The organism is Paenibacillus dokdonensis (genome assembly GCF_004916975.1).
Lineage (GTDB): Bacteria > Bacillota > Bacilli > Paenibacillales > Paenibacillaceae > Paenibacillus_AQ > Paenibacillus_AQ dokdonensis.
The window spans coordinates 684,380-707,108 of sequence record NZ_STGQ01000002.1 but is presented as its reverse complement, the minus strand read 5'-3'; the positions used below and the strand labels follow the sequence as shown (position 1 = coordinate 707,108).

Genomic DNA, 22,729 nt, shown 5'->3' with positions numbered 1-22,729 from the left:
ATGAATTCTGCTTTTACTTCGTTTCTTAGATCCACAATCGTAAATATGATGAGTAAAACATCCGGAGTGTCGCGATCCACGCTGTGCTTAGACCAGATGTCGTAACAACAGATATGATGCGTAACATCGTTAAGCGTCACCTGTTTACGCTTTGCCGCCCACAACCCGGTTTATATAAACAAAAAAGGAACAGACGTGAATAAGTCACGCTGTTCCTTTTCTATATGATGAGGAATATCCCCATTTACTTTAATATGACTACTCCTGCGTACGATTTCTCATGTGAGGGAAAAGCAGTACGTCACGAATGGACGGAGCGTTGGTCAGCAGCATTACGAGACGGTCAATACCGATGCCCAAGCCACCTGTAGGAGGCATACCATATTCAAGCGCGTTCAGGAAGTCTTCATCCATCTCATGCGCTTCGTCATTACCCTGCTCACGTTCCTTGATCTGTGCTTCGAAACGTTGACGCTGGTCAATCGGATCATTCAGCTCACTGAAAGCATTCGCATGCTCACGTGCCACGACAAAAAGCTCAAAGCGATCCGTAAAGCGCGGATCCTGCTCGTTCTTCTTCGCCAGCGGCGAGATTTCTACCGGATGTCCGGTTACAAATGTCGGCTGAATCAAGGTCTCCTCTACAAACTCTTCGAAGAATGCATTCAGGATATGGCCGAAGGTCATATGCGGTTCAACTTTAACGTGATGTTCCTTCGCAAGTTGATGCGCCTCTTCATTCGTCATGTGTACGCCGAAGTCAACGCCCTTCACTTCTTTAACGGCATCTACCATAGATACTCGGCGCCATGCAGGTGCCAGGTTCACTTCATGTCCCTGATAGTTAACCACCTGAGTGCCAAGCACTTCCTGGGCAATATGGGCAATCATGCTTTCGGTCAGGTTCATAATATCCTGGTAGTCCGCATAGGCTTCATACAGCTCAATCATGGTGAATTCGGGATTATGGCGCGTGGAAATACCCTCGTTACGGTATACACGTCCGATTTCGTAGACTTTTTCCAGGCCGCCGACGATCAGGCGTTTCAAGTGAAGTTCGATAGCAATACGCATGTAAAGCTGCATATCAAGCGCATTATGATGTGTAATAAATGGCTTCGCCGCTGCACCGCCTGCGATAGCATGCAGAGTTGGCGTTTCTACTTCCAGATAGCCCTGGGAGTCCAGATAACGGCGCATCGACTGAATGATACGGGAACGCGTAATGAACGTTTGCTGCACTTCAGGATTGATGATCAGGTCAACATAACGTTGACGGTAGCGAAGCTCAACATCCTTCAAACCATGGTATTTGTCAGGCAGCGGATAGAGGGACTTCGAAAGAACCTCGACTTCACTTGCTTTAATCGTGGTTTCTCCCGTTTTGGTCTTGAACATGGTGCCGGCAATACCGACAATATCCCCGAGATCAAGCAGGCGGAACGCAGCAAATGCTTCTTCAGGAACAGAATCCTGGCGCACATAAATCTGAATTTTACCGCTGAGATCCTGGATGTGAGCGAAAATAGCTTTACCCATGCCACGTTTGGCCATAATTCTGCCTGCAACGCGCACTTCAGCATGCTGCTCGTCCAGCTCTTCCTTGGTCATTCCGTCATACTTTGCAATCAAATCGCCTGCATGATGAGTCCGATCGTATTTTTTTCCAAAAGGATCAATTCCCAGACTGCGGAGCTCGTCCAGTTTGCCGCGGCGAATTTGGAGCATCTCGCTAAGTTCTAATTCTTGTTCGTGGTTGTTTACTTCTTCCGACATTTCAAACGTCACTCCTTCTATCTCACTGCCTGCTTTCGTCAAACGTACACAGGTGTCTACCCTAGAATGTACTAAAGTTCATTCTATATATCTGAAAAAAAAGCCTCCTAAAGGAAGCTTTCTAACAATCCCTAAAGCATGCGGATCTTACTTTTTGATATCGATGATCTTGTATTGAACCACGCCCGCAGGAACGTTAACATCCACTGTGGTGTTTTTTTGCTTGCCCAAAATGGCTTTACCCACTGGACTTTCGTTCGAGATTTTATTGTTAAGGGGATCGGATTCAGCCGTACCCACAATCGTGTATTCCATCGTATCACCGAACTCCAGATCCTGCACGATTACCGTAGCACCGACTCCGACAACATCAGTATTGATTTCGTCGCTGTTGATAATCCGGGCATTGCGAAGCAATTTTTCCAGTGTGATGATGCGCCCCTCAATAAAAGCCTGCTCATTTTTGGCATCTTCGTACTCCGAGTTTTCACTGATATCCCCGTAGCCAATGGCCACTTTGATACGTTCTGCCACCTCGCGCCGTTTGACTGATTTCAGGTTCTCGAGTTCGTCTTCCAGCTTTTTGAGTCCGTCCTGTGTTAGAATGACTTCTTTATCGCTCATCTTAACCGATTCTCCTGTCATGTAAATAAATTTAAAACTACCGTAATCATTATAGAAAGAACTATCATGTTATCTTTAGATCAATCTATATTTATGCAAAGTCTGAAGGATCAGAACATCCCTCTGCTGTTTTAAGGATAAAGTCGAATTTATACTGAAAAATTATATGGTAAGCATTTCAAAATGTCAATCACGTGCCCTCTGGCATATGCATGGGCATTATTGGGAGACGACTGCTTCTTCCGCCGTGTCTGCTTCCCCCTCCGCCCGTTCGTTCAAGCTGGCTACAAAATCCTCCAGGATTCTGACCATTTCATCCCGCTTTGTTCCTTCCATTATCTCATCCTTGATACGGTTAGAGCCTTTCAGTCCTCTCAGATACCATGCCAAATGCTTACGCATTTCGCGAACGGCAACCGATTCCCCTCTTAAGGCAATAAGCCGATCCATATGCAAAATCGCTATGCGGATCTTCTCTTCCGCAGGTGGTTCAGACAGGAGCTTTCCGGTCTTCAGATACTCAATCGTACGATACAGCATCCAAGGGTTGCCAAGCGCTCCCCGCCCGATCATAACTCCGTCCACACCCGTTTGGTCCAGCATCCGGCGGGCATCCTCCGGTGTCACCACGTCCCCGTTTCCGATGACAGGAATCGATACCGACTCCTTAACCTGCTTTATAATATCCCAATCGGCGTGGCCGGTATACAGCTGCTCGCGGGTACGACCATGTACGCTGACGGCCTGGCCTCCTGCACGCTCGACTGCACGCGCGTTCTCAATCGCAAAGATGTGATCGTGGTCCCAGCCGGTGCGCATTTTAACCGTCACAGGCTTATCAACGGCATCCACGACCGCAGCAACCATCTCATAAATTTTATTCGAATCCAGCAGCCAGCGGGCGCCGGCATCAACTTTGGTAACCTTTGGTGCAGGGCAGCCCATATTGATGTCTATAATATCGGCGTTGGTCTGCGTATCAACGACTTTCGCAGCTTCCACAAGCGATTCACGGTCACCGCCAAAAATCTGCAGGCTGAGCGGCTTTTCCCGTTCGTCGACAAAAAGCATTTCCCGTGTGCGTTGATTGCCATGTACGATAGCCTTTCCGCTGACCATCTCGGCACAAACCAGTCCGGTTCCGAATTCCTTGGCTATGAGCCGGAATGCCGGGTTGCATACTCCCGCCATCGGAGCCAGAACGACCTGGTTCTTCATTTCAATATTGCCAATCTTCAGCATGTGGTCCATTCGCTCCTTGAAATCATTTGTTCAAATATATGTCCGTCCTGAAGCAGTAAATCTATTGATTGGTGAGTTCCTGGAGCGAAATGTCCAAAACCTCCGCAATTCTCGTCAACGTCTGTTCATCAGCGCGCCGGTTTCCGCGTTCTATAGCACCGAGCACCGCCAGCGAAATGCCGCACCCGGATGCCAGCTCTTGTTGTGTAAATCCCTTTAGTTTCCGGAAGGCGCGGATACGCTGCGCCAGCTGCAAGTTTTCCAAAGCTGCAAACCTTCCTTTCCATCCAGTCTTTCCACTGCTGCCATGACTACAGTCCGCAAACCGGAGGATTCATCCGTAGGCACAATGTCCTTCAGCGGGGCAAGCACAAACATACGCTCTTCCATACGGGGATGAGGCAGAATCAATTCTTCCGTGTCCTCCTTCTGCCCTTCCATCCAGATCAGATCCAAATCGACGGTTCTCGGACCCCAGCGAATATGGCGGACTCTTCCGAGCTCCTTCTCGATCTGCTGCATCACATGCAGCAATCCATATGGATTCAGGATTGTGCGGACCCGTACGGCCATATTCAGAAACAAAGGCTGGTCCACATAACCAACCGGCTCGGTTTCATAGATATTGGAGCAGTGGAGCACGGTGATATCGGGAGATTCATCGAGGCGGCGCAGCGCCTCCATCAGCGTATCTTCACGGTCACCCAAATTGGCCCCTAAAGCAATATAAGCCTCTGATGAGTCAGAGGTGGAATGTGCATTCATGATGGGTTCTCACTTTCTTGTTCTGTGGAGCTCCACAGTGACGCCCTGAAAATGGATGTCAAAGGGAGGATGCGGTTTGGTCACTTTGACCGTCAATGCATCGATACTAGTATAAGTGTCCAGTACCGAGGATGCAATACGTTCGGCCAATGCTTCGATCAGGCGGAAAGACTCGGTTTCAACGACTTTTTTCACAACTTCATGAACTTCGGCATAATTTACCGTTTGGGTCAGATCGTCATTTTCCCCGGCAGCCCGCAAATCCAGCTCAAGCTCCAGATCAATATAAAAGCGTTGGCCCAGCTTACGCTCCTCTTCAAAAACGCCATGATACCCGTAATATTCCATGCGATGCATTTTCATTTTATCCATAATCCGTCATCCCTCCGATAAATTAAGAGCCGATCCGTCTGGTGTCCGTTGATGCATACAGCATGGCGTCGCACATCGTCACGGTGCGTTTGATCTGCTTCACATCATGCACTCGTACTATTTGGCAGCCTTGGGCAATACCGAATGCAACGGTAGCAGCCGTTCCTTCGACAATGTCGTTTACTGGCAGATCCAAGACTGTCCGGATAAACTTTTTGCGTGAAGTCGCGAGCAGCACCGGATACCCGATATCCACCAGCCGATCAAGCTGCGTCATAATTTGCAGATTTTCCGGTCCGTTCTTGGCGAATCCGACGCCCGGGTCTAAAATAATCTGCCTCTCATCCACACCGGCCTTCAGCGCAAGTTCGACACTTTCCTTCAGATCCTGCACAACGTCAGTGGCAAAATCACTATAGTTCATATCTTTCCTGTTATGCATTAAAATAATCGGGCAGCCGAGCTCGGCAGCCGCATTCAGCATATCCGGATCTTTTTTGCCTCCCCAGATATCATTCATGATATGGGCTCCAGCTTCTATTGCCTTACGGGCGACCTCTGCCTTATAGGTATCTACTGAAATCGGAATATGCGGAGCCGCACGGTGAAGAGCCTCAATAACAGGAATGACGCGGCGCAGCTCCTCCTCCGCAGAGACAGGTTCAAATCCGGGCCGTGTCGATTCACCTCCGATATCGATCAGATCCGCTCCTTCCTGAACCATCTGCAGCGCGTGACATACTGCTTGTTCAGGATCAACATACCGGCCACCATCAGAAAAGGAATCAGGCGTTACATTTAAGATTCCCATGATTTTCGTAGATGTTCCAAGTTCAAGCACTGCTTTACCCATGGTATAGTTTCGTTCATAAATTGTCGTTTTCATGATAGCCTCCCGTTTGCTGCCGATACAGTCGAAGCAGCCTGCCTGTGACAGGCCCGATGCGACCGCCGCTAATTAGTGACAATGCACCCGAACCGTCGATGAGCGTGGTTACAGGCACCAGCTCCTGAATCGAGGTGGTCAGCCATATTTCATCGGCCGAGGCTACATCCTCCCATGTATAAAACCCTTCCTCACAGCTCAAGCCTTCAGCAGCTGCCATCTCCAGCACCAGTCCGCGCGTAATGCCTGGAAGCAGTCCACAGGCTGTATCCGGCGTATATAGCTGATTATTTTTAACGAAGAAAAGATTGCTCACAATTCCTTCCGAGAGATATCCATCCGCATTCAGCATCAGACCTTCGGCATGAAGGCCTACGGCTTCAGGGTAAGAGGAAAGCTCTCTTTTCGCCAAAATATTGTTCATATAATGCAGCGACTTCAGCCTTACAGAGCCTTCCGGGGTATTGCGCCTGGTATTGAGCAGCTGCAGTGCTTTCCCGTGGGTATACAGCTCACCAGAAGCTTCCGGCAGCGTTTTAGCCATGAGTACTTGACTCGGGCGGCTGTATTTCCCTGTCGGCAAACCCAGCACATCTTCACCCGCGCTAACGGTATAGCGGATATACGCCTCCTCCAGGCCGTTCGCCTTCATTAATTCGCTGATAGATTGCCGCAGCTGATAGGGATCAGGCAGGGTATCGGTCCCGATTCCCAGTGTTTCGCAGCCTTGAGCCAGTCGGTCCAAATGCCTCTCCAGCAAAAATGGCTTGCCTCCGTAGGTACGGAAGGTCTCAAACAATCCCATACCGTATAAAAAGCCGTGATCCATAACGGAAACCACGGCAGCAGAAGCATCGATACATGTACCGTTCAGCAGAATCCACTTCATGCGTTAGTCGTTGCTGTCCGCTTCAGAAAGTTGCGGAGCATCTGGTGTCCGTAATCGGTAATAATCGACTCCGGATGAAACTGTACACCCTCTACAGGATATTCCTTGTGACGCAATCCCATAATTTCGCCCTCTTCCGTCTCAGCCGTAATTTCCAGGCACTCAGGCAGTGTGCTGCGTTCCACCAGCAAGGAATGATACCGAGTCGCCGTGAACGGGGATGGCAGGCCCTCAAATATGGAAGTTCCGTGATGCAAAATCAGCGAGGTCTTGCCGTGCATCAATCGCTCAGCGCGGACAACCTGTCCGCCAAATGCCTGTCCGATGGCCTGATGTCCAAGACAGACGCCGAAAATCGGAATTTTCCCTTTAAAATGCGCAATGGTCTCCAGACTGATTCCCGCTTCATTGGGAGTGCATGGGCCTGGCGATATCAGAATATGATCCGGAGCGAGCGCTTCAATACCCTGGATATCAATTTCATCATTGCGGATTACCTTCACTTCTTCTCCCAGTTCACCAAGATATTGAACCAGGTTATACGTAAAAGAGTCATAATTATCGATCACCAGTATCATACTCTCATCCCCTTTTCCTGCCGGGTCATGTCAGCAGCCGCTTCCTGTTCACTTAAAAGGACTGCCTTGACGATGGCTTTGGCTTTATTATGGCATTCACGATACTCACGATACGGCTCGGAGTCAATGACCACTCCAGCGCCTGTTTGAATCATGCCGATTCCATCCGATACGACCAGTGTTCTTATGATAATATTTAATTCCAAATTTCCGTTATAGTCAATCCAGCCCATGGAGCCTGTATAGGGTCCGCGTCTTACCGGCTCCAGCTCCTCAATAATTTCCATCGTCCGAACTTTGGGTGCTCCCGTTATTGTCCCTCCGGGAAACAAAGCAGCGATGACATCAAATGCACCTTTACCGGAAGCCAGCTCTCCTTCCACCTGTGACACTAGATGCATGACATGGGAGTAGTGCTCGACGGTCATTAGCTCCGGTACCCTCACCGTGCCGTAAGCTGCCACCTTGCCGATGTCATTGCGCTCCAGATCAACGAGCATGACATGCTCCGCACGTTCCTTCTTGCTGCTGAGCAGTTCTTCCGCCATCGCGATATCCTCTTCCTGCGTATGCCCGCGGCGGCGGGTACCAGCAATCGGACGTGCGCTGATCCGCTCTCCCTGCCGCTTGACCAGAAGCTCAGGCGATGCGCTCACAAGACTGAAGCCTGGTGAGCGAAGCATTCCCATATACGGCGACGGATTCAAAATCCGCAGCCATTCATAAGTACGCTCCGGATCTGAATTCAGCTCCTGCTCCTGCCTGAGCGACAAATTAACCTGAAACACATCGCCCTGCCGGATATAGTTCTGTATCGTCTCTACCGCCTGCTCGAAAGCATCCTGTGGAAAAGCGCTTTTCATTCCAGGCCACTGTCCCTGGTCCTGCTGCGACTGTGCATCCATCATATGCCTTTGCCGCAAAAGCCGCTCTTCATCCAGCTCTGCCTGTACTTGTTCCGTAAAAGAGCGCCACTGCGTCAGCATAGACCGTGCCTGTTCCTGTGCTTGTTCATATATGCGCTCCAGATCTCCAATTGCCAATACTGGCTTATGAACTGCGCAAATCAGCTTATGTGCTGAATGATCGTAAATCCATACCTCTTCAAGCCGCATCCAGAGGTAATCGGGTATATCCGGATTGTCCGCTGCACTCACAGGCAGAGATTCCAGGAAGCGAACCACATCATATCCTAAAAATCCGACACATCCTCCGAGAAACGGAGGCAGTCCCGCTGATTGCTCCTCATCATCCTGCGGCTTGGGAGCCTGAAAGGGCTCCATCCAACGCCTGATGACATCCAAGGGCGCCCCTGCCGTATGTTCAGTGCTGCTACCAGCCTTTAATACGGTAATCTCGCCCTGTTCTCCCTTTCCCTTAAGAATGGATACAGGCTTAAGCCCCAGATAGGTATACCGTCCATCCTTGCCGCTCTCGAGGACAAAAGAATGCGGGGACGCTTGCTCCCAGGCATGGGACCAAGAAGCAGGGAGGCCTGAAACATCCTTCCCCAGCTCCATTTCAAGTATAAATGGCAGCATGGTGTAACCCTGCTCCACCCACCTCTTCCAATGTTCATGCGTAAACCTGCTGTTCCCGTTCACATTCCTCATCCCCTTTGCTGCAAGAGCTTTCTATTGGTTGTCAGTATACTTTGCCAGATGCCCTTTTGAAAAGACTTTTCCCTCAGGTTTTTACAAAAACACGATCTGCAACCTAAAAAAAACTGCTACTGTAAGGACAGCAGCAGGGGCGAGAATCATATTAAATGTCAGAACACATTGTTCTGCAAACTTATCCTTCAAAATTGTACAGCGGCGTACTCAGGTAACGTTCCCCGTTACTAGGAATAATCACAACGACACGTTTGCCTTTTCCAAGTTCTTTGGCTACCTTAAGTGCAGCAAATACTGCTGCGCCGGAGGAGATGCCTGCAAGAACTCCTTCTTCTTTCGCAACACGACGCGCTGTGTCGAAGGCTTCATCATTTTCAACATGGATGATCTCATCATAAATTTCACGATTCAGAATGTCAGGAATAAAGTTGGCGCCAAGACCTTGAATTTTATGAGGTCCTGGTTTACCGCCGGACAGAATTGGAGAAGCCGCAGGCTCTACCGCTACGATTTTCACATTCGGAAAGCTTTGCTTCAGCACTTCACCCGCGCCTGAGATCGTACCGCCAGTACCGATGCCGGCAATGAATGCGTCCAGCGTACCACCAATGGATTCAATGGCTTCTACGATTTCCGGGCCTGTAGTTTCACGGTGAATTTTTACGTTAGCCGGATTTTTGAACTGCTCTGCCATAAAGTAACCAGGGTTCTCGCTTACGATCTCCTCGGCTTTTTTAACTGCGCCGTTCATGCCTTCCGCTCCTGGTGTCAGCACCAGCTCGGCTCCGTAAGCACGAAGCAGATTGCGGCGCTCCAAGCTCATGGTTTCAGGCATAACGATAACGGATTTATATCCTTTTGCTGCAGCAACCATAGCAAGGCCGATGCCCGTATTGCCGCTCGTTGCTTCAACGATCGTACCGCCCGGTTTCAAAGTCCCGTCTTTCTCCGCTTCCTCAACGATGCTGATAGCGATCCGGTCTTTTACGCTGGAACCCGGGTTTTGGTATTCAAGTTTGAGATAGATTTCTGCGCTGTCTTCCGGAGCCAAACGGTTCAAACGAACAAGCGGGGTACTACCGATGAGTTCAGTAACATTATTAACGACTTTAGCCATGGAATAAATCCTCCCTTTTTAACTGTAGTATTCTAGTTTTAATATATGCTAATTCAGATCAAGCATCTGGCTGTTTAACGGTTTTATATCCGAGTAATTAAGTAGGTATTTGGTACCTTTATCTTATCAACCTTCCATACGAATGTCAATATGAACCATCCATATCTAAGGCCTATTCCATAAGGTTTTGACAAAAAAACAAACCTTGCTTTATGGAGCGATATCCATGCGGCAAAGGCTTGAAAACACAGTTTTATTTGGCACCCTGTTCAGGGGTTGGTTTCGTGATCAGTTTGGCTCCGTACTTATCTCTCAAGCTGGCCTCCAGCTGGGTCAGTGGAACGGCCTCATTAAGGGCTAGCTGCTTACGGACACTGGCGCGGATTTCCCCGCTGCTCCGTTCCCCTGTCTTCACAATATCAATAACCCGCATCACTGCATATCCATCGTCCTTCAGCTCGATGGGGCCGGCAATATCTCCCGCCTCCAAACCCTTCGCTGCGCTCAAAAGCTCCCCAGGAACAAACGGATCATCTTCTTCTATCATTCCCAGCCTTCCGCCCTGCATACGGGTGTACTCGTCAAGAGATAGTTCTCCAGCCAGGTTGCCGAAATCCTCCCCTTGCTCAATTCGGTCAAGCGTCATATTCGCTTCCTTACGGCTTTTGAGTTTGATCCAGGCCAGCTCATATTGCCTCTTGGGTTCAAACTCCTCCTCATGCTGGTCGACATAACGGTCAACCTCATCATCGCTAATATGGATATTGACGATTGCTATTTTTTCAAGTGTCAGTTGATAGGCCGCCTCTGCCCTGACATCTTCGGAGGTCATTCCCAGCTGTACCAACATAGCCTGATAGTAGGCGTCTTCCGATTCGTACCCACTGGCATCCTCATGAACCTTTTCTGCGATCTCCTCCGGTGTAACCTGTATCTGGAGTGCTTTCGCCTCAGTGGATACCGCTTTCTGATTCAGCATCTGCAAAAGCACTTCATGCCCACGCGCCCGCTTCAGCTCCTTGACCCACTCGTCTTCCGTAATGGTCTGGCCGTCAAAAGATGCCACTGCATCAAGCCCTCTCTGATCCTCTTCCGACTCATGCACAGATCCCGCCGGCTTCAACCCGCGGATGACGATCAGGCTCCCCATGAACAACACGCCCGCTGCCAAAATGATGACTGCGGCCCATAGCGCCTTTTCTTGTCGGGTGATCATCGTGTACCGCGCCTTAATGAATTGCTTTTTCTAAAATCTGCTGCAGCTCGTCTTTTTCAAACGTATAGGCTTCATTGCAAAAATGACATACCACTTCTGCCTTGCCATCCTCTTCAATTAACTGCTCCAATTCACTTTTGCCAAGGCTGACGAGGGTTTGTTCCACACGATCGCGTGAGCATTTGCACTTAAATTGGACATCCATTTGTTCCAGGATCTCCACATCCGGCAGAAGCCGGCGCAGCATTTCATCAAGCTCCAGCCCCTGATCAAGAAGTGATGTTACCGGAGGCATAGCGCCAACAGCCTGCTCGATCAAAGTGATTTCCTCATCAGTGAGTCCCGGCAAAAGCTGTACAATAAAACCGCCAGCCACAATAACCGAGTTATCAGGAGCAACGAGCACACCCAAGCCTACAGCTGAAGGTGTTTGCTCAGAAACGGCAAAATAGTACGTAAAATCTTCGCCAAGTTCGCCGGAAACAATGGGTATGCTGCCACGATATGGCTCTTTCATCCCCAAGTCCTTAGTAACATGCAAATAGCCTTCGCGGCCCACCGCTCCTGCTACATCTAATTTTCCCATACTGTTGCTTGGAAGGTGGACATGCGGTTCATTCACATAACCCCGCACATCGCCTTTGGCGTTCGCATCGACGACAATCTGGCCAATGGGACCATTGCCTTGTACCTGAATGGTCAGCTGCTCTTCACCTTTGAGCATGGTGCCCATCATGGCTGCGGCCGTCAATGTACGCCCCAAAGCCGCTGTAGCGGTTGGCCATGTATCATGTCTTTGGCGCAGCTCCTCAACGAGACCGGTCGTTCTTACTGCGAAGGCCCGGATGCGTCCGCCCATTGCGGTGCCTCGGATGAGGCGATCTTGTTTATTATCCATGTCGTATCCAGCCTCCTTGCTCTCTATTTAACCGAATGCGGCTGCTCTTAGCCGCTCTTCGTAGTATTGTTTCCAAAGTTTCATAAGAAATCATCTTTATGAGATGTATTCTCTTAGTAAACATTCTGCAATTTCATCCAACCGAATTACATATTACGTTCATAAATAAGCCGCAGTCCTTCGAGGGTCAACAGCGGATTCACTTCATCGATCGCTTCCGATTCGCTCGCGATGAGTTCCGCCAGTCCGCCGGTGGCAACCACCTTCAAATGAGGCGCATCCATTTCCTCCTTCATCCGCTTCACAATGCCGTCCACCTGTCCGGCATATCCGAATATAATGCCGGCCTGCATTGCATGAACCGTATTACGGCCAATGACTTTTTTGGGCTTTTCTAGCTCAATGCGCGGAAGCTTCGATGCCCGTTGGACTAAGGCCTCCGTAGCTATTCCGATCCCCGGAACAATGGCTCCGCCGAGATAATTCCCCTTTTCATCGATACAGTCAAAAGTAGTTGCTGTTCCGAAATCAACCACTACAAGCGGCCCTTTGTAGAGATCCACTGCGGCAACTGCATTCACAATGCGGTCCGCTCCAACCTCCCGCGGATTTTCGGAACGCAGATTTAACCCTGTTCGAATGCCCGGTCCCACCATAAGCGGTTGCTTATGGATATATTTGCGGCACATTTCCTCAATAATATGCACCATCGGCGGGACAACGGAGGACATAATAACCCCCTGGATATCCGAAACCGGTATTCCGGACATGTGGAATAGATTATGAAACCATACTCCATATTCATCCGATGTCGAATGGCGAATGGTGCTGAGACGAAAATGGTGAAGCAGTTCACGTCTCTTGTATATGCCCAACACAATGTTGGTGTTCCCGATGTCGATGACAAGGATCACAAGGATGATCCCTCCTTTACTTTACAGCGTTGAGATCCAGACTGATGTCGAGGCTCTCAAAAGAATAGGTTAACCGCCCTACAGATATTACGTCAACCCCGCACTCGGCAATTCCTTTGACCGTCTGCAGCGAGACATTTCCTGATGCCTCCACACGCACATGCGGAGCCTTCGCCTTAATCCGTCTGACAGCCTCCTTCATCATAGTCTTATCCATATTGTCCAGCATAATAATATCAGCGCCCGCTTCCAGCGCCTCTTCTACCTGCTGCAGGGATTCCGTTTCCACTTCGATGGTCATCGTATGGGGGATATGGGCACGTGCACGCTCAACTGCTCTGCGGATTCCACCCGCCCCTTTGATATGGTTATCTTTAATCATGACGGCATCATACAGACCAAACCTGTGATTCGCACCGCCGCCGATCCGGACAGCATATTTCTCCAGCATACGATGCCCTGGCGTTGTTTTGCGTGTATCGACCAGTCTGGCCGGCAGTCCTTCCAGTGCATCAATGAATGTACGCGTCCGGGTAGCAATGCCCGAAAGACGCTGCAGCAGATTCAAAGCAATCCGCTCTCCCGTTAAAATATGATGCGTGCTGCCTTCAACGACTGCAAGAACGGTACCCTTTTCCACATGATCTCCGTCCTTGACATGGGCCGTGAAGGACAGAGAAGGGTCTACCACTTGAAACACGAGCTCCGCGACCGGAATACCCGCCACAATACCGGCTTCCTTAGCGTGAATAATCCCTTTGGATTCATGGCCTGCCGGAATCGTTGTCATGGTCGTAATATCACCGGAACCCACATCCTCCTGCAGCCACAAGCGAATGGATTCCACAAGACCTTCATTATACCCGTTAAACATCATCGCTGAATTCCTCCATGATTTCATCTTGACGATGCTGAAGCAAGTGCTTGCGCCACATCGCGTCGTCCTTCTGAGGATAATCCTCCCTGTAATGTGCGCCCCGGCTCTCCGTACGCTCCAGAGCAGCACGAGTAACCAACAAACAGCTGGTCAGCATGTTCGCAAATTCAAACTCTTCCTTCCTGGTAAGCTCCGAATGAAAGATCGGAAGCTGGCGATTCAGCTCGTCCAGCCCTTTATATAGGAGTGTCTCATTGCGTCTGAGCCCCGCATATCTAACCATGACTTTCTGCAGCTTAAGTCTGCGTTCGATCATCGCCTGCTTGGGCGCGCCTGTCCGCTCTTCATCCTCATGTATAATACTTGCCGCTCCGTATAAAGGCGTCAGGTCTTTGATACGATTCACAATCCGTTTGCCAAAAACAATGGCCTCCGACAGGGAATTGCTCGCCAGACGGTTAGCGCCATGAACTCCCGTTGAGGAAACTTCGCCACAGGCAAAAAGGCGTGACACGCTGCTCTCCCCATTGAGGTCCGTTTTGACTCCACCCATCATATAATGCGCAGCCGGAGCCACAGGAATCCAGTCGGCAGCCATATCCAGCCCATAATTCATGCAGGTCTCGTAAATGGTGGGAAAACGGTGCTTAAGCATATCCTCCGGTTCATGCGTAATATCCAAATAGACAAAGGTAGATTTCGTCTCCTCCATCTCACTTACGATGGCACGGGCCACGATATCACGCGGTGCCAGCTCGAGCAGCTCATGGTATTTTTCCATAAAGCGTTCACCCTTGATATTGCGTAGCACAGCACCTTCGCCCCGTACGGCCTCCGAGATCAGGAAACGTGGAGCCCCCGGGTAGCACAGGGCAGTCGGGTGAAACTGAATGAATTCCATATCGCGGATTTGCGCTCCGGCCCGGTGGGCGATGGCAATACCGTCTGCAGTGGCAACATCGGGATTTGTTGTATAACGGTAGAGCTGCCCGGCTCCTCCGGTGCACAAAATCGTAGCCCCCGCCTTTATGTACACTCTCTGACCATCCGGACGCTGTACGAGGGCACCGATGCATTCGTTTTCAATGGTTAGCACATCAATGACAAAATGATGCTCCCACACCTGTACACGCTCATGTATCTGAACCTGCGCGGCGAGTGCTCTCACAATCTCAAATCCGGTCGCATCCCCATTCGCATGCAAAATTCGCCGGCGGCTGTGGGCACCTTCCTGGGTCAGAGCAAGCTCACCATTCTCGAGGTCAAAGGACGTGCCTAACCGGATCAGTTCCCTTACACCCTCCGGGCCTTCGTTCACGAGTACATCAACAGCAGCAGAGGAGCATAGTCCTGCCCCGGCCATCAGCGTATCCTCGCGGTGGTAGGCTGGAGAATCATCCTCCGAGGTAACAGCAGCAATGCCACCCTGGGCATATCGGGTATTACTTTCCAAAAGTGCATTTTTGGTAATCATGATAACGTTATGGTCTTTGCCTGCCTCAATTGCCGTATATAATCCCGCGATGCCTGAGCCGATTACAAGAACATCGGTTTCAATACAGGGCAGGGATTGCAAGTCAAAATCAACCAAATACTGAGGAATCATGGATCCATTCACCTGTCTTAAGAGAAAGAGTAGCGCATGCTACTTTACCTGTAACATGCGCTCTAAGGAAATTCGGGCTTGGTCTGCGACAACCGGCGGCACATAAATCTGCGGCTTCATTGTCTCCAGACACTTCACCAATTTTTTGAGATTGTTGACCTTCATGTTCGGGCAAACCAGATACTTGGTGGCAAAATGGAAGGCTTTATTCGGGCTGTCCAGGCGGAGCTGGTATCCGGTGCCATCTTCCGTACCCACGATAAACTCCTGGCAATCTGATTTTTTGCAGTAATCAATGATGGCAGTGGTGCTTCCGACGAAATCACCAATCTCCACAACCTCCGGCCGGCATTCCGGATGTACGACAAACTGGGCGTTCGGATGCTTGGCTCTCATCTCAACAACGTCTTTGACTGTCAGCATATCATGAGTGTTGCAGTAGCCTTCCCAAATGATCATCTTCTTGTCGGTATGCTGCTGCACATAATGGCCGAGATTTTTATCCGGTACCCAGATAATTTCATCACAGTCCAGGGATTGTATCACTCTAACGGCGTTGGCAGAAGTACAACAAATATCCGTTTCTGCTTTAACATCGGCAGAGGAATTGATATATGTTACAACTTTGGCATTCGGATGCTGTGCTTTCAGTTTGCGAAGGCCATCCACGTTGACCATATCTGCCATCGGGCATCCTGCGCGTTCATCCGGAATCAGAACCGTCTTGTTTGGAGCCAGTATTTTCGCACTTTCCCCCATGAAGTGCACGCCGCAGAATACAATGGTCTCCGCATCCGTTTGTGCTGCTTTTTGTGCTAGCAAAAAGGAATCGCCGCGGAAATCAGCAACCTCCTGAATTTCGTCTCTTTGATAATAATGAGCAAGAATAATAGCGTTTCTTTCCTTCTTAAGCTGATTCAGCTTCTCCGTTAATTCCCGTTTCTGTTCCTCTTTATGCTGCAGCGCAAGAGCTTCCACCAGTGACCCACTCCTTTTATGATGTCATTCAAGATCAACATTTGTGAAATTTCTCTCAAAGTTGGATGTCCAAGCCTCGAGGTCTTTTCAGTTACCAACTAATGTACACAAGGTTTCCCAGGCTGTCAATTGGCTGTTCCCTGGCTGCAAAACGGGGCTGATACGTGAAAAATCCCTTTGCATTGCCCCTTTCATGCATTCCATTCTCGTGTAAAGCGCATGTCACTTTAAAAATAAAATTTTAAATTTTTTATATACATAATAAAAAGCCCGGAAGACGATTGCCGTCGTCTTCCGGGCTGGTTCATCATGCTATTGGATATCAGGAGCCATTAGGATCTGGATTCGGGAGGTGTGCCTCCGTTACCTGGATTGCGATCGTCTGCTGGACCTGGATTCGGAACATCGTTTGGAATATCTCCAGGAATGTCGGCCGGGCTTTCAGGCGTATCATTCGTGATATTCTCAGGAACATCATTCGGAATTTCATTCGTTGGCAGATCGGATGCATCATCCTTGCCTTGAATGCGGACACGTACATCGCCAATATTGTCGATGATTGCTGCGCCATTTTCGGAGGAACCTTCGTCGTCTCCACCATCATGCGGTCCATCTTCCGACAGGTATCCTTGCTCGATCAGTTCTCTGATTTGGTCAAGTTCCAACGTTTCCTTCTCAAGCAGCGTATTCGCGATGAGATGAACCTCTTTGGAGTGCTTGATGAGCAAATCTTTACAACGCTGGTAACATTCGTTTGTCATGCGCTGCATTTCCTGATCAATTTCATATGCGATGGAATCACTGTAGTTCTGCTCATGTCCGAGATCCCGGCCCAGGAATACCTGGCCTTGGGTCGAACCGAACTGCAGCGGTCCAAGCTTCTCACTCATACCGTATTCCATAATCATGCTGCGAACAATCCCGGTTGCCTGCTGGAAGTCACTGTAAGCGCCTGTTCCGATTTCACCAATAAAGACTTCCTCGGACACGCGGCCCCCCAAGAGACCTGTTACTTTATCCAGCAATTCCTGTTTCGTTACGAGCATGCGGTCTTCCTTCGGCATCATGATAACATATCCGCCGGCACGGCCGCGAGGAATAATCGTTACCTTATGCACCATATCAGCATTTTCAAGGAAGTAGCCGACAATGGTATGACCAGCTTCGTGATAAGCAACGATCCGTTTCTCACGGTCACTGATCACGCGGCTGCGCTTCTCGGTACCGACAATGACACGGTCAATCGCTTCGTCAACCTCACGCATGGAAATATCCTTCCGGTTACGGCGTGCCGCAAGCAGGGCAGCCTCATTCATCAGGTTCTCCAGTTCTGCACCCGTAAAGCCTGTGGTGCGTTTAGCCACAATATCCAGCTTAACGTCTTTTGTCAGCGGTTTATTGCGGGCATGGACTTTCAACACAGCTTCGCGGCCTCTTACGTCTGGACGATCCACCGTAATTTGACGGTCAAAACGTCCCGGACGCAGAAGTGCAGGGTCGAGAATATCGGCACGGTTGGTTGCCGCAACGATGATAATACCTTCGTTGCCGCCGAAACCGTCCATCTCTACGAGCAATTGGTTCAGCGTTTGTTCGCGCTCGTCATGGCCTCCGCCAAGACCGGCACCACGCTGACGGCCAACCGCATCAATTTCATCGATAAAGATAATACATGGTGCGTTCTTTTTCGCGTTTTCAAACAAGTCACGCACACGGGACGCACCCACACCTACGAACATTTCCACGAAGTCAGAACCGGAAATGGTAAAGAAAGGAACGCCGGCTTCACCAGCAACTGCACGGGCGAGGAGTGTTTTACCTGTTCCCGGAGGTCCTACGAGCAGAACCCCTTTAGGGATACGTGCTCCTACTGCGGCAAACTTCCGCGGATCCTTCAGGAATTCCACGACCTCGACGAGCTCCTGCTTCTCTTCATCGGCTCCAGCCACATCCTCAAATGTGACTCTCTTCTTCTCTTCATTATATAGACGGGCACGGCTCTTGCCGAAGTTCATGACTTTACCGCCGCCGCCCTGCGCCTGATTGAACAGGAAGAAGAAGAGAATGAACATAATGACCAAAGGAATCATGGAAGAAAGCAGCGTCAGCCAAATACTTTCGCCTTCCATTTTCTTCTGGGTGTATGTCATGCCGTTTTTGTCACTGGCATCTACCAGTTCCTGAATCGCGGCATCTGTAGCCGGAATGTAGGTCGAGAAGCTGTCTGATTTGACCCCGTCCGGTTTTTGATTATATTTACCGGTTACGAGATAGGCGTAACCGTCAAATTGAACCGTGATATCCTTCACATTGCCAGCCTTGATCTCTTGCCGAAATTCATCGTATCTAGGATTGTGAGCAGATTCACCGCTATTACTTACAAACTGGACAATGCCCACCACAACTAAAAAAAGAATCAAATAAAAACCAGAATTCCGGATGAACCGATTCATCCCCTACCTCCTCTCGAAACACTTTAATTATTTTACCATAGCCTGTCTGACCATCTCAACAGAGGTGGTATTAGCATGAACCAAGTAAAAGTCCATGGGCTGGAGTATCACCATTAGTGGGAATAGATTTCCGGTTTCAAGATCCCAATGTAGGGCAGGTTCCGGTAGTGTTCGGCGTAATCCAAACCGTATCCGACGACAAAAGCATCAGGCAGGGTAAAGCCTGTATAATCCGCTTCCAGATCTACGGTACGACGTACGGGTTTATCAAACAAGGTGACTACGCACGTGGATTTGGCGTTGCGGCTCTTCAGAAGCTCAATCAAATGGCTGAGTGTGAGCCCGCTGTCGATGATGTCTTCAACAATCAGGACATCGCGACCGTCAACAGGTACATCCAAATCCTTGATGATTTTGACGACACCCGATGATTTGGTGGATGCGCCGTAGCTCGACACCGCCATGAAATCGAGTTCCATGGGTACTGTCATATTTTTAACCAAATCGGCCATGAAAATAAACGCACCTTTCAAAACACAAATGACCAAAGGATTGCGTCCTTCATAAACCTTGCTGAGCTGAGCTCCAAGTTCCTTGATTTTCTTCTGGATTTCTTCTTCGCTGATGAGAACTTCTTGAATATCGTTTTGCAACTGAGCGAACCTCCTACGTTTATACTATGAAAGTCTTACAATGACCATTACAGTTGCTCCACTGCCTCTGTATCCTCCAGACACATGTGGAGAACGGATGTCGTCTGTGTCCCGACTGCAGCATGCATGGAGCGCCGGACCCCCGGAATCCAGATCATGTTGCCTGAACCATCAACTAACACAGGAATGCGGGAGCGAACGGATGGAGGTATCTTCGCGTCAATGAAAATATCTTTTACCTTTTTGCTTCCGTTTAATCCCATGACTTTCATGGTATCTCCAGGCAGCCTTGAACGGAGTGTTAACGGATATTTCAGTTGGCCGGCATCAAACACTGCTTCAGCGCAGGCTCCGGCCATGTTCGAAAAATAACGGTCATGCGGCGACTGCACCTTCATTTTCAACTTTTTGCCAATCTCAGGAATACACAATTCCGGAACAGCAGTTTGAAGCTCATATGTATAGCTCTTGAACTGCTCTGGCGGCCTTTGCATAACCAATATCATATCGTATTCGCGTATGCAGGCCAAGCCTCCTCCAATATCAAGGCTCCAGGTCGTGCTTTTGTTCTGATTAATACTTTGGCGGATAAGCTCAATCTTGTGAAAATCGGTGATTTCAATGCCTGCCGACAGATAATTTAATATTAGTTTAATCAACCTTCGTTGTAAAGCGACATGTAAGGCCAAAAAGGAAGGCGCCTGAAAGTAGAGCCTTCCATCCTTATGCTGCACTATATCATGATATGCCTGATTCGCAGCCTGCTCCATGTAATCATCTTCCATACCCGCAATATCGGCTAGTTGAACCAGCGATTGCCTGATCTGACCATTATATTGCCCCAAAAATGGCAGCACATCCAGCCGAATCGCATTTCGCCTGTATTGATTGGAGAGATTGGAGCTGTCGATGGCGTACGCATAACCATTCTGCTTACAAATACTCATAAGGTCCGTTTTGTATATACGTAAGAAGGGACGAATGAGTTCCACATTTTTTTCGCATCTTTTAATCTTCATACCTTTAAGGCCTCCAAGGCCGCTGCCCCGGAGCAAATGCAGCAGTACGGTTTCAGCCTGATCATCGGCATGATGAGCAAGTGCAATCGAGGAGGCACTGTACCGCTGCGCGATCTCATGCAAAAATGCATAGCGTTTGTCCCGCGCCGCCTCCTCAAAACCCTTTCCGCTTTCCTTCATATAAGAAAGAACATCAATTCTCACCGTCTCGAACGGGAGGTTCAGCTCTTGCGCCAGATGACGCACAAGCTCCTCCTCACTATCTGATTCCGCACGAAGACCATGATGAACATGCGCGCAAATAAGCTGCAGAGGGATGTACCGCTTTGAAATCTGGTGGAGGACATGCAAAAGAGCCACAGAATCCGGTCCGCCGGACACTGCGACTACAATGGTGTCATGGGGCAACCATAAGCCATGCTCCCCGGCCGTATGGAGAACATGTTCCATCAGCATATTCAAGTCAGCCCTGCTTTCCATCCAAAATCCCCTCTTCTACAGCACCCTATGTACTTGACGATCTGTTGCTCTCATTGCTCTCATCCATTGCTTCTTAACCTGCAGCCTGCTTATATTCACAAGAAAAATGCCCATAGGCAAGCCAGACACACAATCATGATCGAAAGGGCGAATGCATTGATCAGCCAACGCGGCGTTTTGCCCGGCAGCTTGCCGACTAAAGCCGGTGTATAAATCGTTTCCTTCCACAGCTTAAGCGCTTCATGCGAATTTGAAAATTCCCCGCGGATTGCCCGCCGCAGCCACTCGGAATACGGCTTAAGCTTCGGACTCCGCTGCACCAGGGATAATAGCTGTCCCGGACTCCGGGTCTGAGGCAAATGCTGCACAGCGGCCGTTTTCAAATCATCTTCATTCAGAAGCTGTATGATTAGAACCGCAAAGGCAAACAAGTCATACCCCTCATCGCTAGTGCGCGAGCCGGCGTTCCAATATCCTCTGTCGTACCACTCCGTGAACTGCTTGACGCTCCGCCCGATCGAGCTTACCCCACCGTAATCAATCAGCTCCACATGGCCAACATCGGATACCATCACATTCTCCGGCTTTAAGTCTCCGAAAATAAAACCTGACCGGTGCAATCCGTTCAGCTTTTCCAGAAGGCGCAGTCCTGTAAGACCAATCCATTCCCGGCCGCGCTTACGAATAAAATGATGTAATGAACTGCCCGGAAAATAGCGCATAACATAAAACGGTATATCCCCTTGCTGTCCTTTAAAGTCATCCACATCGAGCAGATAGGACATACGAGTGCCACCTCTGGGCGATGCTGAAGACTTGCGTTTCGACTGCAATGACATCAGCACATTGATCTCCGACTGGAGATCCAGCGTATCATATCCCATTTTCAGAGCATACGGATTACGGGAGCCTTCCTTTTGAACAAGGTATACAATTCCGTTGGCTCCCTGGCCCAGCACGCGCCGGATGACAAAGCGGCCTTTGCGCCATTTTCCTGTAATGACTGTTCCGGCCGGATACGCCGGTTTAGACGACGTAGTCACCGAGCATCCCTTCTCCTTCATCGGTATTTCCCCGCCATGGTTGATGTTCATCTAGTGTACCATAACGGAAGAAATCAATCACCCTCATGATGGCAGGTCCGGTCGGTGTGGCACCTTTCATCTGAAGTCGTTGAAACAGCGCTCTTAATGTACCGGCATCCCGCGTCCAATCGCTGTCGAGCACCGTATCCTCCCCGCTCCGGCGTCCCGGAAAGTGGAATACGGCAATCTCACTGATGCCTTCGCGCGCCTGAAGGCTGAGCATCAAATCACGGATGGCATCCTCTACGGCACTAAGCTTCGGTTTCATACTGGCACTAGCATCAATTAAAAGCGCAACCTGCAGCGACGTTGTTTCCGTCATTTCGTCGACAACCTGGACGACTTGTGAACGTTGTGACGGCGGCAGCTCCTCTAGTGCGGTATGTCCCAATATTTGCTTTAACTCCCTATTAACCGCTTGATGAATGGTCTGAACCACCGTTTTTCTCGTCATCATCTGCATGGTTTGGGCAAGCTGCCTCGTACCCACAACCTGGCTGACTCCTCCTCCCGCCTTGGCAATTTCAGCGATCTCAAGGCTGCCTAACTCACCGATTGTTCCGTAATCCACCACCCCCGCCACATTGACCGTAATTCCCTCCTGAAAAGCGTGGGCTGCCGCCAGCACCGGGCTTGTCCCCACGTTCGAACATCCGTCCGTTATCAAAAGAATCTGTTTCACGAT

At 49.7% G+C, this 22,729-nt stretch carries 22 protein-coding genes; all 22 read right to left on the bottom strand.

All coding sequences use genetic code 11. The features are described from left to right. Positions 1–258: 258 nt before the first annotated feature. The 22 genes from lysS to E6W40_RS21115 all read right to left on the bottom strand — a co-directional run bounded on the left by lysS (position 259) and on the right by E6W40_RS21115 (position 22,726). The gene (gene lysS, locus E6W40_RS21220; protein WP_136607593.1) at positions 259–1,776 is read right to left on the bottom strand and encodes a lysine--tRNA ligase; all 1,518 of its coding nucleotides are present in this window, start codon (positions 1,774–1,776) and stop codon (positions 259–261) included. A 147-nt stretch (positions 1,777–1,923) separates the two neighbouring features. Then, complete coding sequence (gene greA / locus E6W40_RS21215) at positions 1,924–2,400, bottom strand: transcription elongation factor GreA (RefSeq protein ID WP_136607592.1); 477 nt, start codon at positions 2,398–2,400, stop codon at positions 1,924–1,926. Positions 2,401–2,619: 219 nt separating this feature from the next. Then, complete coding sequence (gene dusB, locus E6W40_RS21210; RefSeq protein WP_136607591.1) at positions 2,620–3,642, bottom strand: tRNA dihydrouridine synthase DusB; 1,023 nt, start codon at positions 3,640–3,642, stop codon at positions 2,620–2,622. 61 nt (positions 3,643–3,703) lie between these two features. Next, a complete protein-coding gene (locus tag E6W40_RS21205) occupies positions 3,704–3,907 on the bottom strand; it encodes a helix-turn-helix domain-containing protein (protein WP_136607590.1) in 204 nt (67 codons plus the stop codon). Next, positions 3,859–4,407 carry a 2-amino-4-hydroxy-6-hydroxymethyldihydropteridine diphosphokinase gene (gene folK / locus E6W40_RS21200; protein ID WP_136607589.1) on the bottom strand — a complete coding sequence of 183 codons (549 nt, stop codon included), beginning with the start codon at positions 4,405–4,407 and terminating at the stop codon, positions 3,859–3,861. The genes E6W40_RS21205 and folK overlap by 49 nt, the downstream gene beginning before the upstream one ends. A gap of 9 nt (positions 4,408–4,416) precedes the next feature. Continuing rightward, positions 4,417–4,779: a dihydroneopterin aldolase gene (folB, locus tag E6W40_RS21195; RefSeq protein WP_136607588.1), complete on the bottom strand. Its 363-nt coding sequence runs from the start codon at positions 4,777–4,779 to the stop codon at positions 4,417–4,419. 22 nt (positions 4,780–4,801) lie between these two features. Continuing rightward, a complete protein-coding gene (gene folP, locus E6W40_RS21190) occupies positions 4,802–5,665 on the bottom strand; it encodes a dihydropteroate synthase (RefSeq protein WP_136607587.1) in 864 nt (287 codons plus the stop codon). Continuing rightward, positions 5,646–6,554: an aminotransferase class IV gene (locus tag E6W40_RS21185; RefSeq protein ID WP_136607586.1), complete on the bottom strand. Its 909-nt coding sequence runs from the start codon at positions 6,552–6,554 to the stop codon at positions 5,646–5,648. The genes folP and E6W40_RS21185 overlap by 20 nt, the downstream gene beginning before the upstream one ends. After that, complete coding sequence (gene pabA / locus E6W40_RS21180; RefSeq protein WP_136607585.1) at positions 6,551–7,132, bottom strand: aminodeoxychorismate/anthranilate synthase component II; 582 nt, start codon at positions 7,130–7,132, stop codon at positions 6,551–6,553. Before pabA ends, E6W40_RS21185 begins: the two co-directional genes overlap by 4 nt. Next, positions 7,129–8,673: an anthranilate synthase component I family protein gene (locus E6W40_RS21175; protein WP_246073170.1), complete on the bottom strand. Its 1,545-nt coding sequence runs from the start codon at positions 8,671–8,673 to the stop codon at positions 7,129–7,131. Before E6W40_RS21175 ends, pabA begins: the two co-directional genes overlap by 4 nt. A gap of 253 nt (positions 8,674–8,926) precedes the next feature. Next, on the bottom strand, positions 8,927–9,865 hold the full coding sequence (gene cysK / locus E6W40_RS21170) for a cysteine synthase A (protein WP_136607583.1): 939 nt from the start codon (positions 9,863–9,865) through the stop codon (positions 8,927–8,929). A 253-nt stretch (positions 9,866–10,118) separates the two neighbouring features. Beyond that, positions 10,119–11,081: a peptidyl-prolyl cis-trans isomerase gene (locus E6W40_RS21165; RefSeq protein WP_136607582.1), complete on the bottom strand. Its 963-nt coding sequence runs from the start codon at positions 11,079–11,081 to the stop codon at positions 10,119–10,121. Positions 11,082–11,094: 13 nt separating this feature from the next. Continuing rightward, the gene (gene hslO, locus E6W40_RS21160; protein ID WP_136607581.1) at positions 11,095–11,979 is read right to left on the bottom strand and encodes an Hsp33 family molecular chaperone HslO; all 885 of its coding nucleotides are present in this window, start codon (positions 11,977–11,979) and stop codon (positions 11,095–11,097) included. 146 nt (positions 11,980–12,125) lie between these two features. After that, on the bottom strand, positions 12,126–12,893 hold the full coding sequence (locus tag E6W40_RS21155) for a type III pantothenate kinase (RefSeq protein ID WP_136607580.1): 768 nt from the start codon (positions 12,891–12,893) through the stop codon (positions 12,126–12,128). A gap of 16 nt (positions 12,894–12,909) precedes the next feature. Next, entirely contained in the window at positions 12,910–13,770 is an 861-nt protein-coding gene (gene nadC, locus E6W40_RS21150; RefSeq protein ID WP_136607579.1) for a carboxylating nicotinate-nucleotide diphosphorylase, read from the bottom strand. Beyond that, positions 13,760–15,376, bottom strand: coding sequence for an L-aspartate oxidase (gene nadB / locus E6W40_RS21145; protein ID WP_136607578.1), 1,617 nt, complete (start codon positions 15,374–15,376; stop codon positions 13,760–13,762). Before nadB ends, nadC begins: the two co-directional genes overlap by 11 nt. A gap of 39 nt (positions 15,377–15,415) precedes the next feature. Further along, a complete protein-coding gene (nadA, locus tag E6W40_RS21140) occupies positions 15,416–16,354 on the bottom strand; it encodes a quinolinate synthase NadA (protein ID WP_136607577.1) in 939 nt (312 codons plus the stop codon). 332 nt (positions 16,355–16,686) lie between these two features. Beyond that, positions 16,687–18,807, bottom strand: coding sequence for an ATP-dependent zinc metalloprotease FtsH (ftsH, locus tag E6W40_RS21135; protein WP_136607576.1), 2,121 nt, complete (start codon positions 18,805–18,807; stop codon positions 16,687–16,689). Between the two features lie 113 nt (positions 18,808–18,920). After that, positions 18,921–19,460, bottom strand: coding sequence for a hypoxanthine phosphoribosyltransferase (hpt, locus tag E6W40_RS21130; RefSeq protein WP_136607575.1), 540 nt, complete (start codon positions 19,458–19,460; stop codon positions 18,921–18,923). A 47-nt stretch (positions 19,461–19,507) separates the two neighbouring features. After that, a complete protein-coding gene (gene tilS, locus E6W40_RS21125) occupies positions 19,508–20,959 on the bottom strand; it encodes a tRNA lysidine(34) synthetase TilS (RefSeq protein ID WP_136607574.1) in 1,452 nt (483 codons plus the stop codon). Between the two features lie 95 nt (positions 20,960–21,054). After that, on the bottom strand, positions 21,055–22,002 hold the full coding sequence (locus E6W40_RS21120; RefSeq protein WP_136608185.1) for a serine/threonine protein kinase: 948 nt from the start codon (positions 22,000–22,002) through the stop codon (positions 21,055–21,057). Continuing rightward, positions 21,986–22,726, bottom strand: a complete 741-nt coding sequence (locus E6W40_RS21115; RefSeq protein ID WP_136607573.1) for a vWA domain-containing protein — start codon at positions 22,724–22,726, stop codon at positions 21,986–21,988. The genes E6W40_RS21120 and E6W40_RS21115 overlap by 17 nt, the downstream gene beginning before the upstream one ends. Positions 22,727–22,729 lie beyond the last annotated feature (3 nt).

Bases quoted from the DNA above. Each gene is read 5' to 3' on its own strand.
- lysS (WP_136607593.1), bottom strand. From the start codon at position 1,776: ATGTCGGAAGAAGTAAACAACCACGAACAAGAATTAGAACTTAGCGAG.
- greA (WP_136607592.1), bottom strand. From the start codon at position 2,400: ATGAGCGATAAAGAAGTCATTCTAACACAGGACGGACTCAAAAAGCTG.
- dusB (WP_136607591.1), bottom strand. From the start codon at position 3,642: ATGCTGAAGATTGGCAATATTGAAATGAAGAACCAGGTCGTTCTGGCT.
- folK (WP_136607589.1), bottom strand. From the start codon at position 4,407: ATGAATGCACATTCCACCTCTGACTCATCAGAGGCTTATATTGCTTTA.
- folB (WP_136607588.1), bottom strand. From the start codon at position 4,779: ATGGATAAAATGAAAATGCATCGCATGGAATATTACGGGTATCATGGC.
- folP (WP_136607587.1), bottom strand. From the start codon at position 5,665: ATGAAAACGACAATTTATGAACGAAACTATACCATGGGTAAAGCAGTG.
- E6W40_RS21185 (WP_136607586.1), bottom strand. From the start codon at position 6,554: ATGAAGTGGATTCTGCTGAACGGTACATGTATCGATGCTTCTGCTGCC.
- pabA (WP_136607585.1), bottom strand. From the start codon at position 7,132: ATGATACTGGTGATCGATAATTATGACTCTTTTACGTATAACCTGGTT.
- E6W40_RS21175 (WP_246073170.1), bottom strand. From the start codon at position 8,673: ATGCTGCCATTTATACTTGAAATGGAGCTGGGGAAGGATGTTTCAGGC.
- cysK (WP_136607583.1), bottom strand. From the start codon at position 9,865: ATGGCTAAAGTCGTTAATAATGTTACTGAACTCATCGGTAGTACCCCG.
- E6W40_RS21165 (WP_136607582.1), bottom strand. From the start codon at position 11,081: ATGATCACCCGACAAGAAAAGGCGCTATGGGCCGCAGTCATCATTTTG.
- hslO (WP_136607581.1), bottom strand. From the start codon at position 11,979: ATGGATAATAAACAAGATCGCCTCATCCGAGGCACCGCAATGGGCGGA.
- nadC (WP_136607579.1), bottom strand. From the start codon at position 13,770: ATGATGTTTAACGGGTATAATGAAGGTCTTGTGGAATCCATTCGCTTG.
- nadB (WP_136607578.1), bottom strand. From the start codon at position 15,376: ATGATTCCTCAGTATTTGGTTGATTTTGACTTGCAATCCCTGCCCTGT.
- ftsH (WP_136607576.1), bottom strand. From the start codon at position 18,807: ATGAATCGGTTCATCCGGAATTCTGGTTTTTATTTGATTCTTTTTTTA.
- tilS (WP_136607574.1), bottom strand. From the start codon at position 20,959: ATGGAAAGCAGGGCTGACTTGAATATGCTGATGGAACATGTTCTCCAT.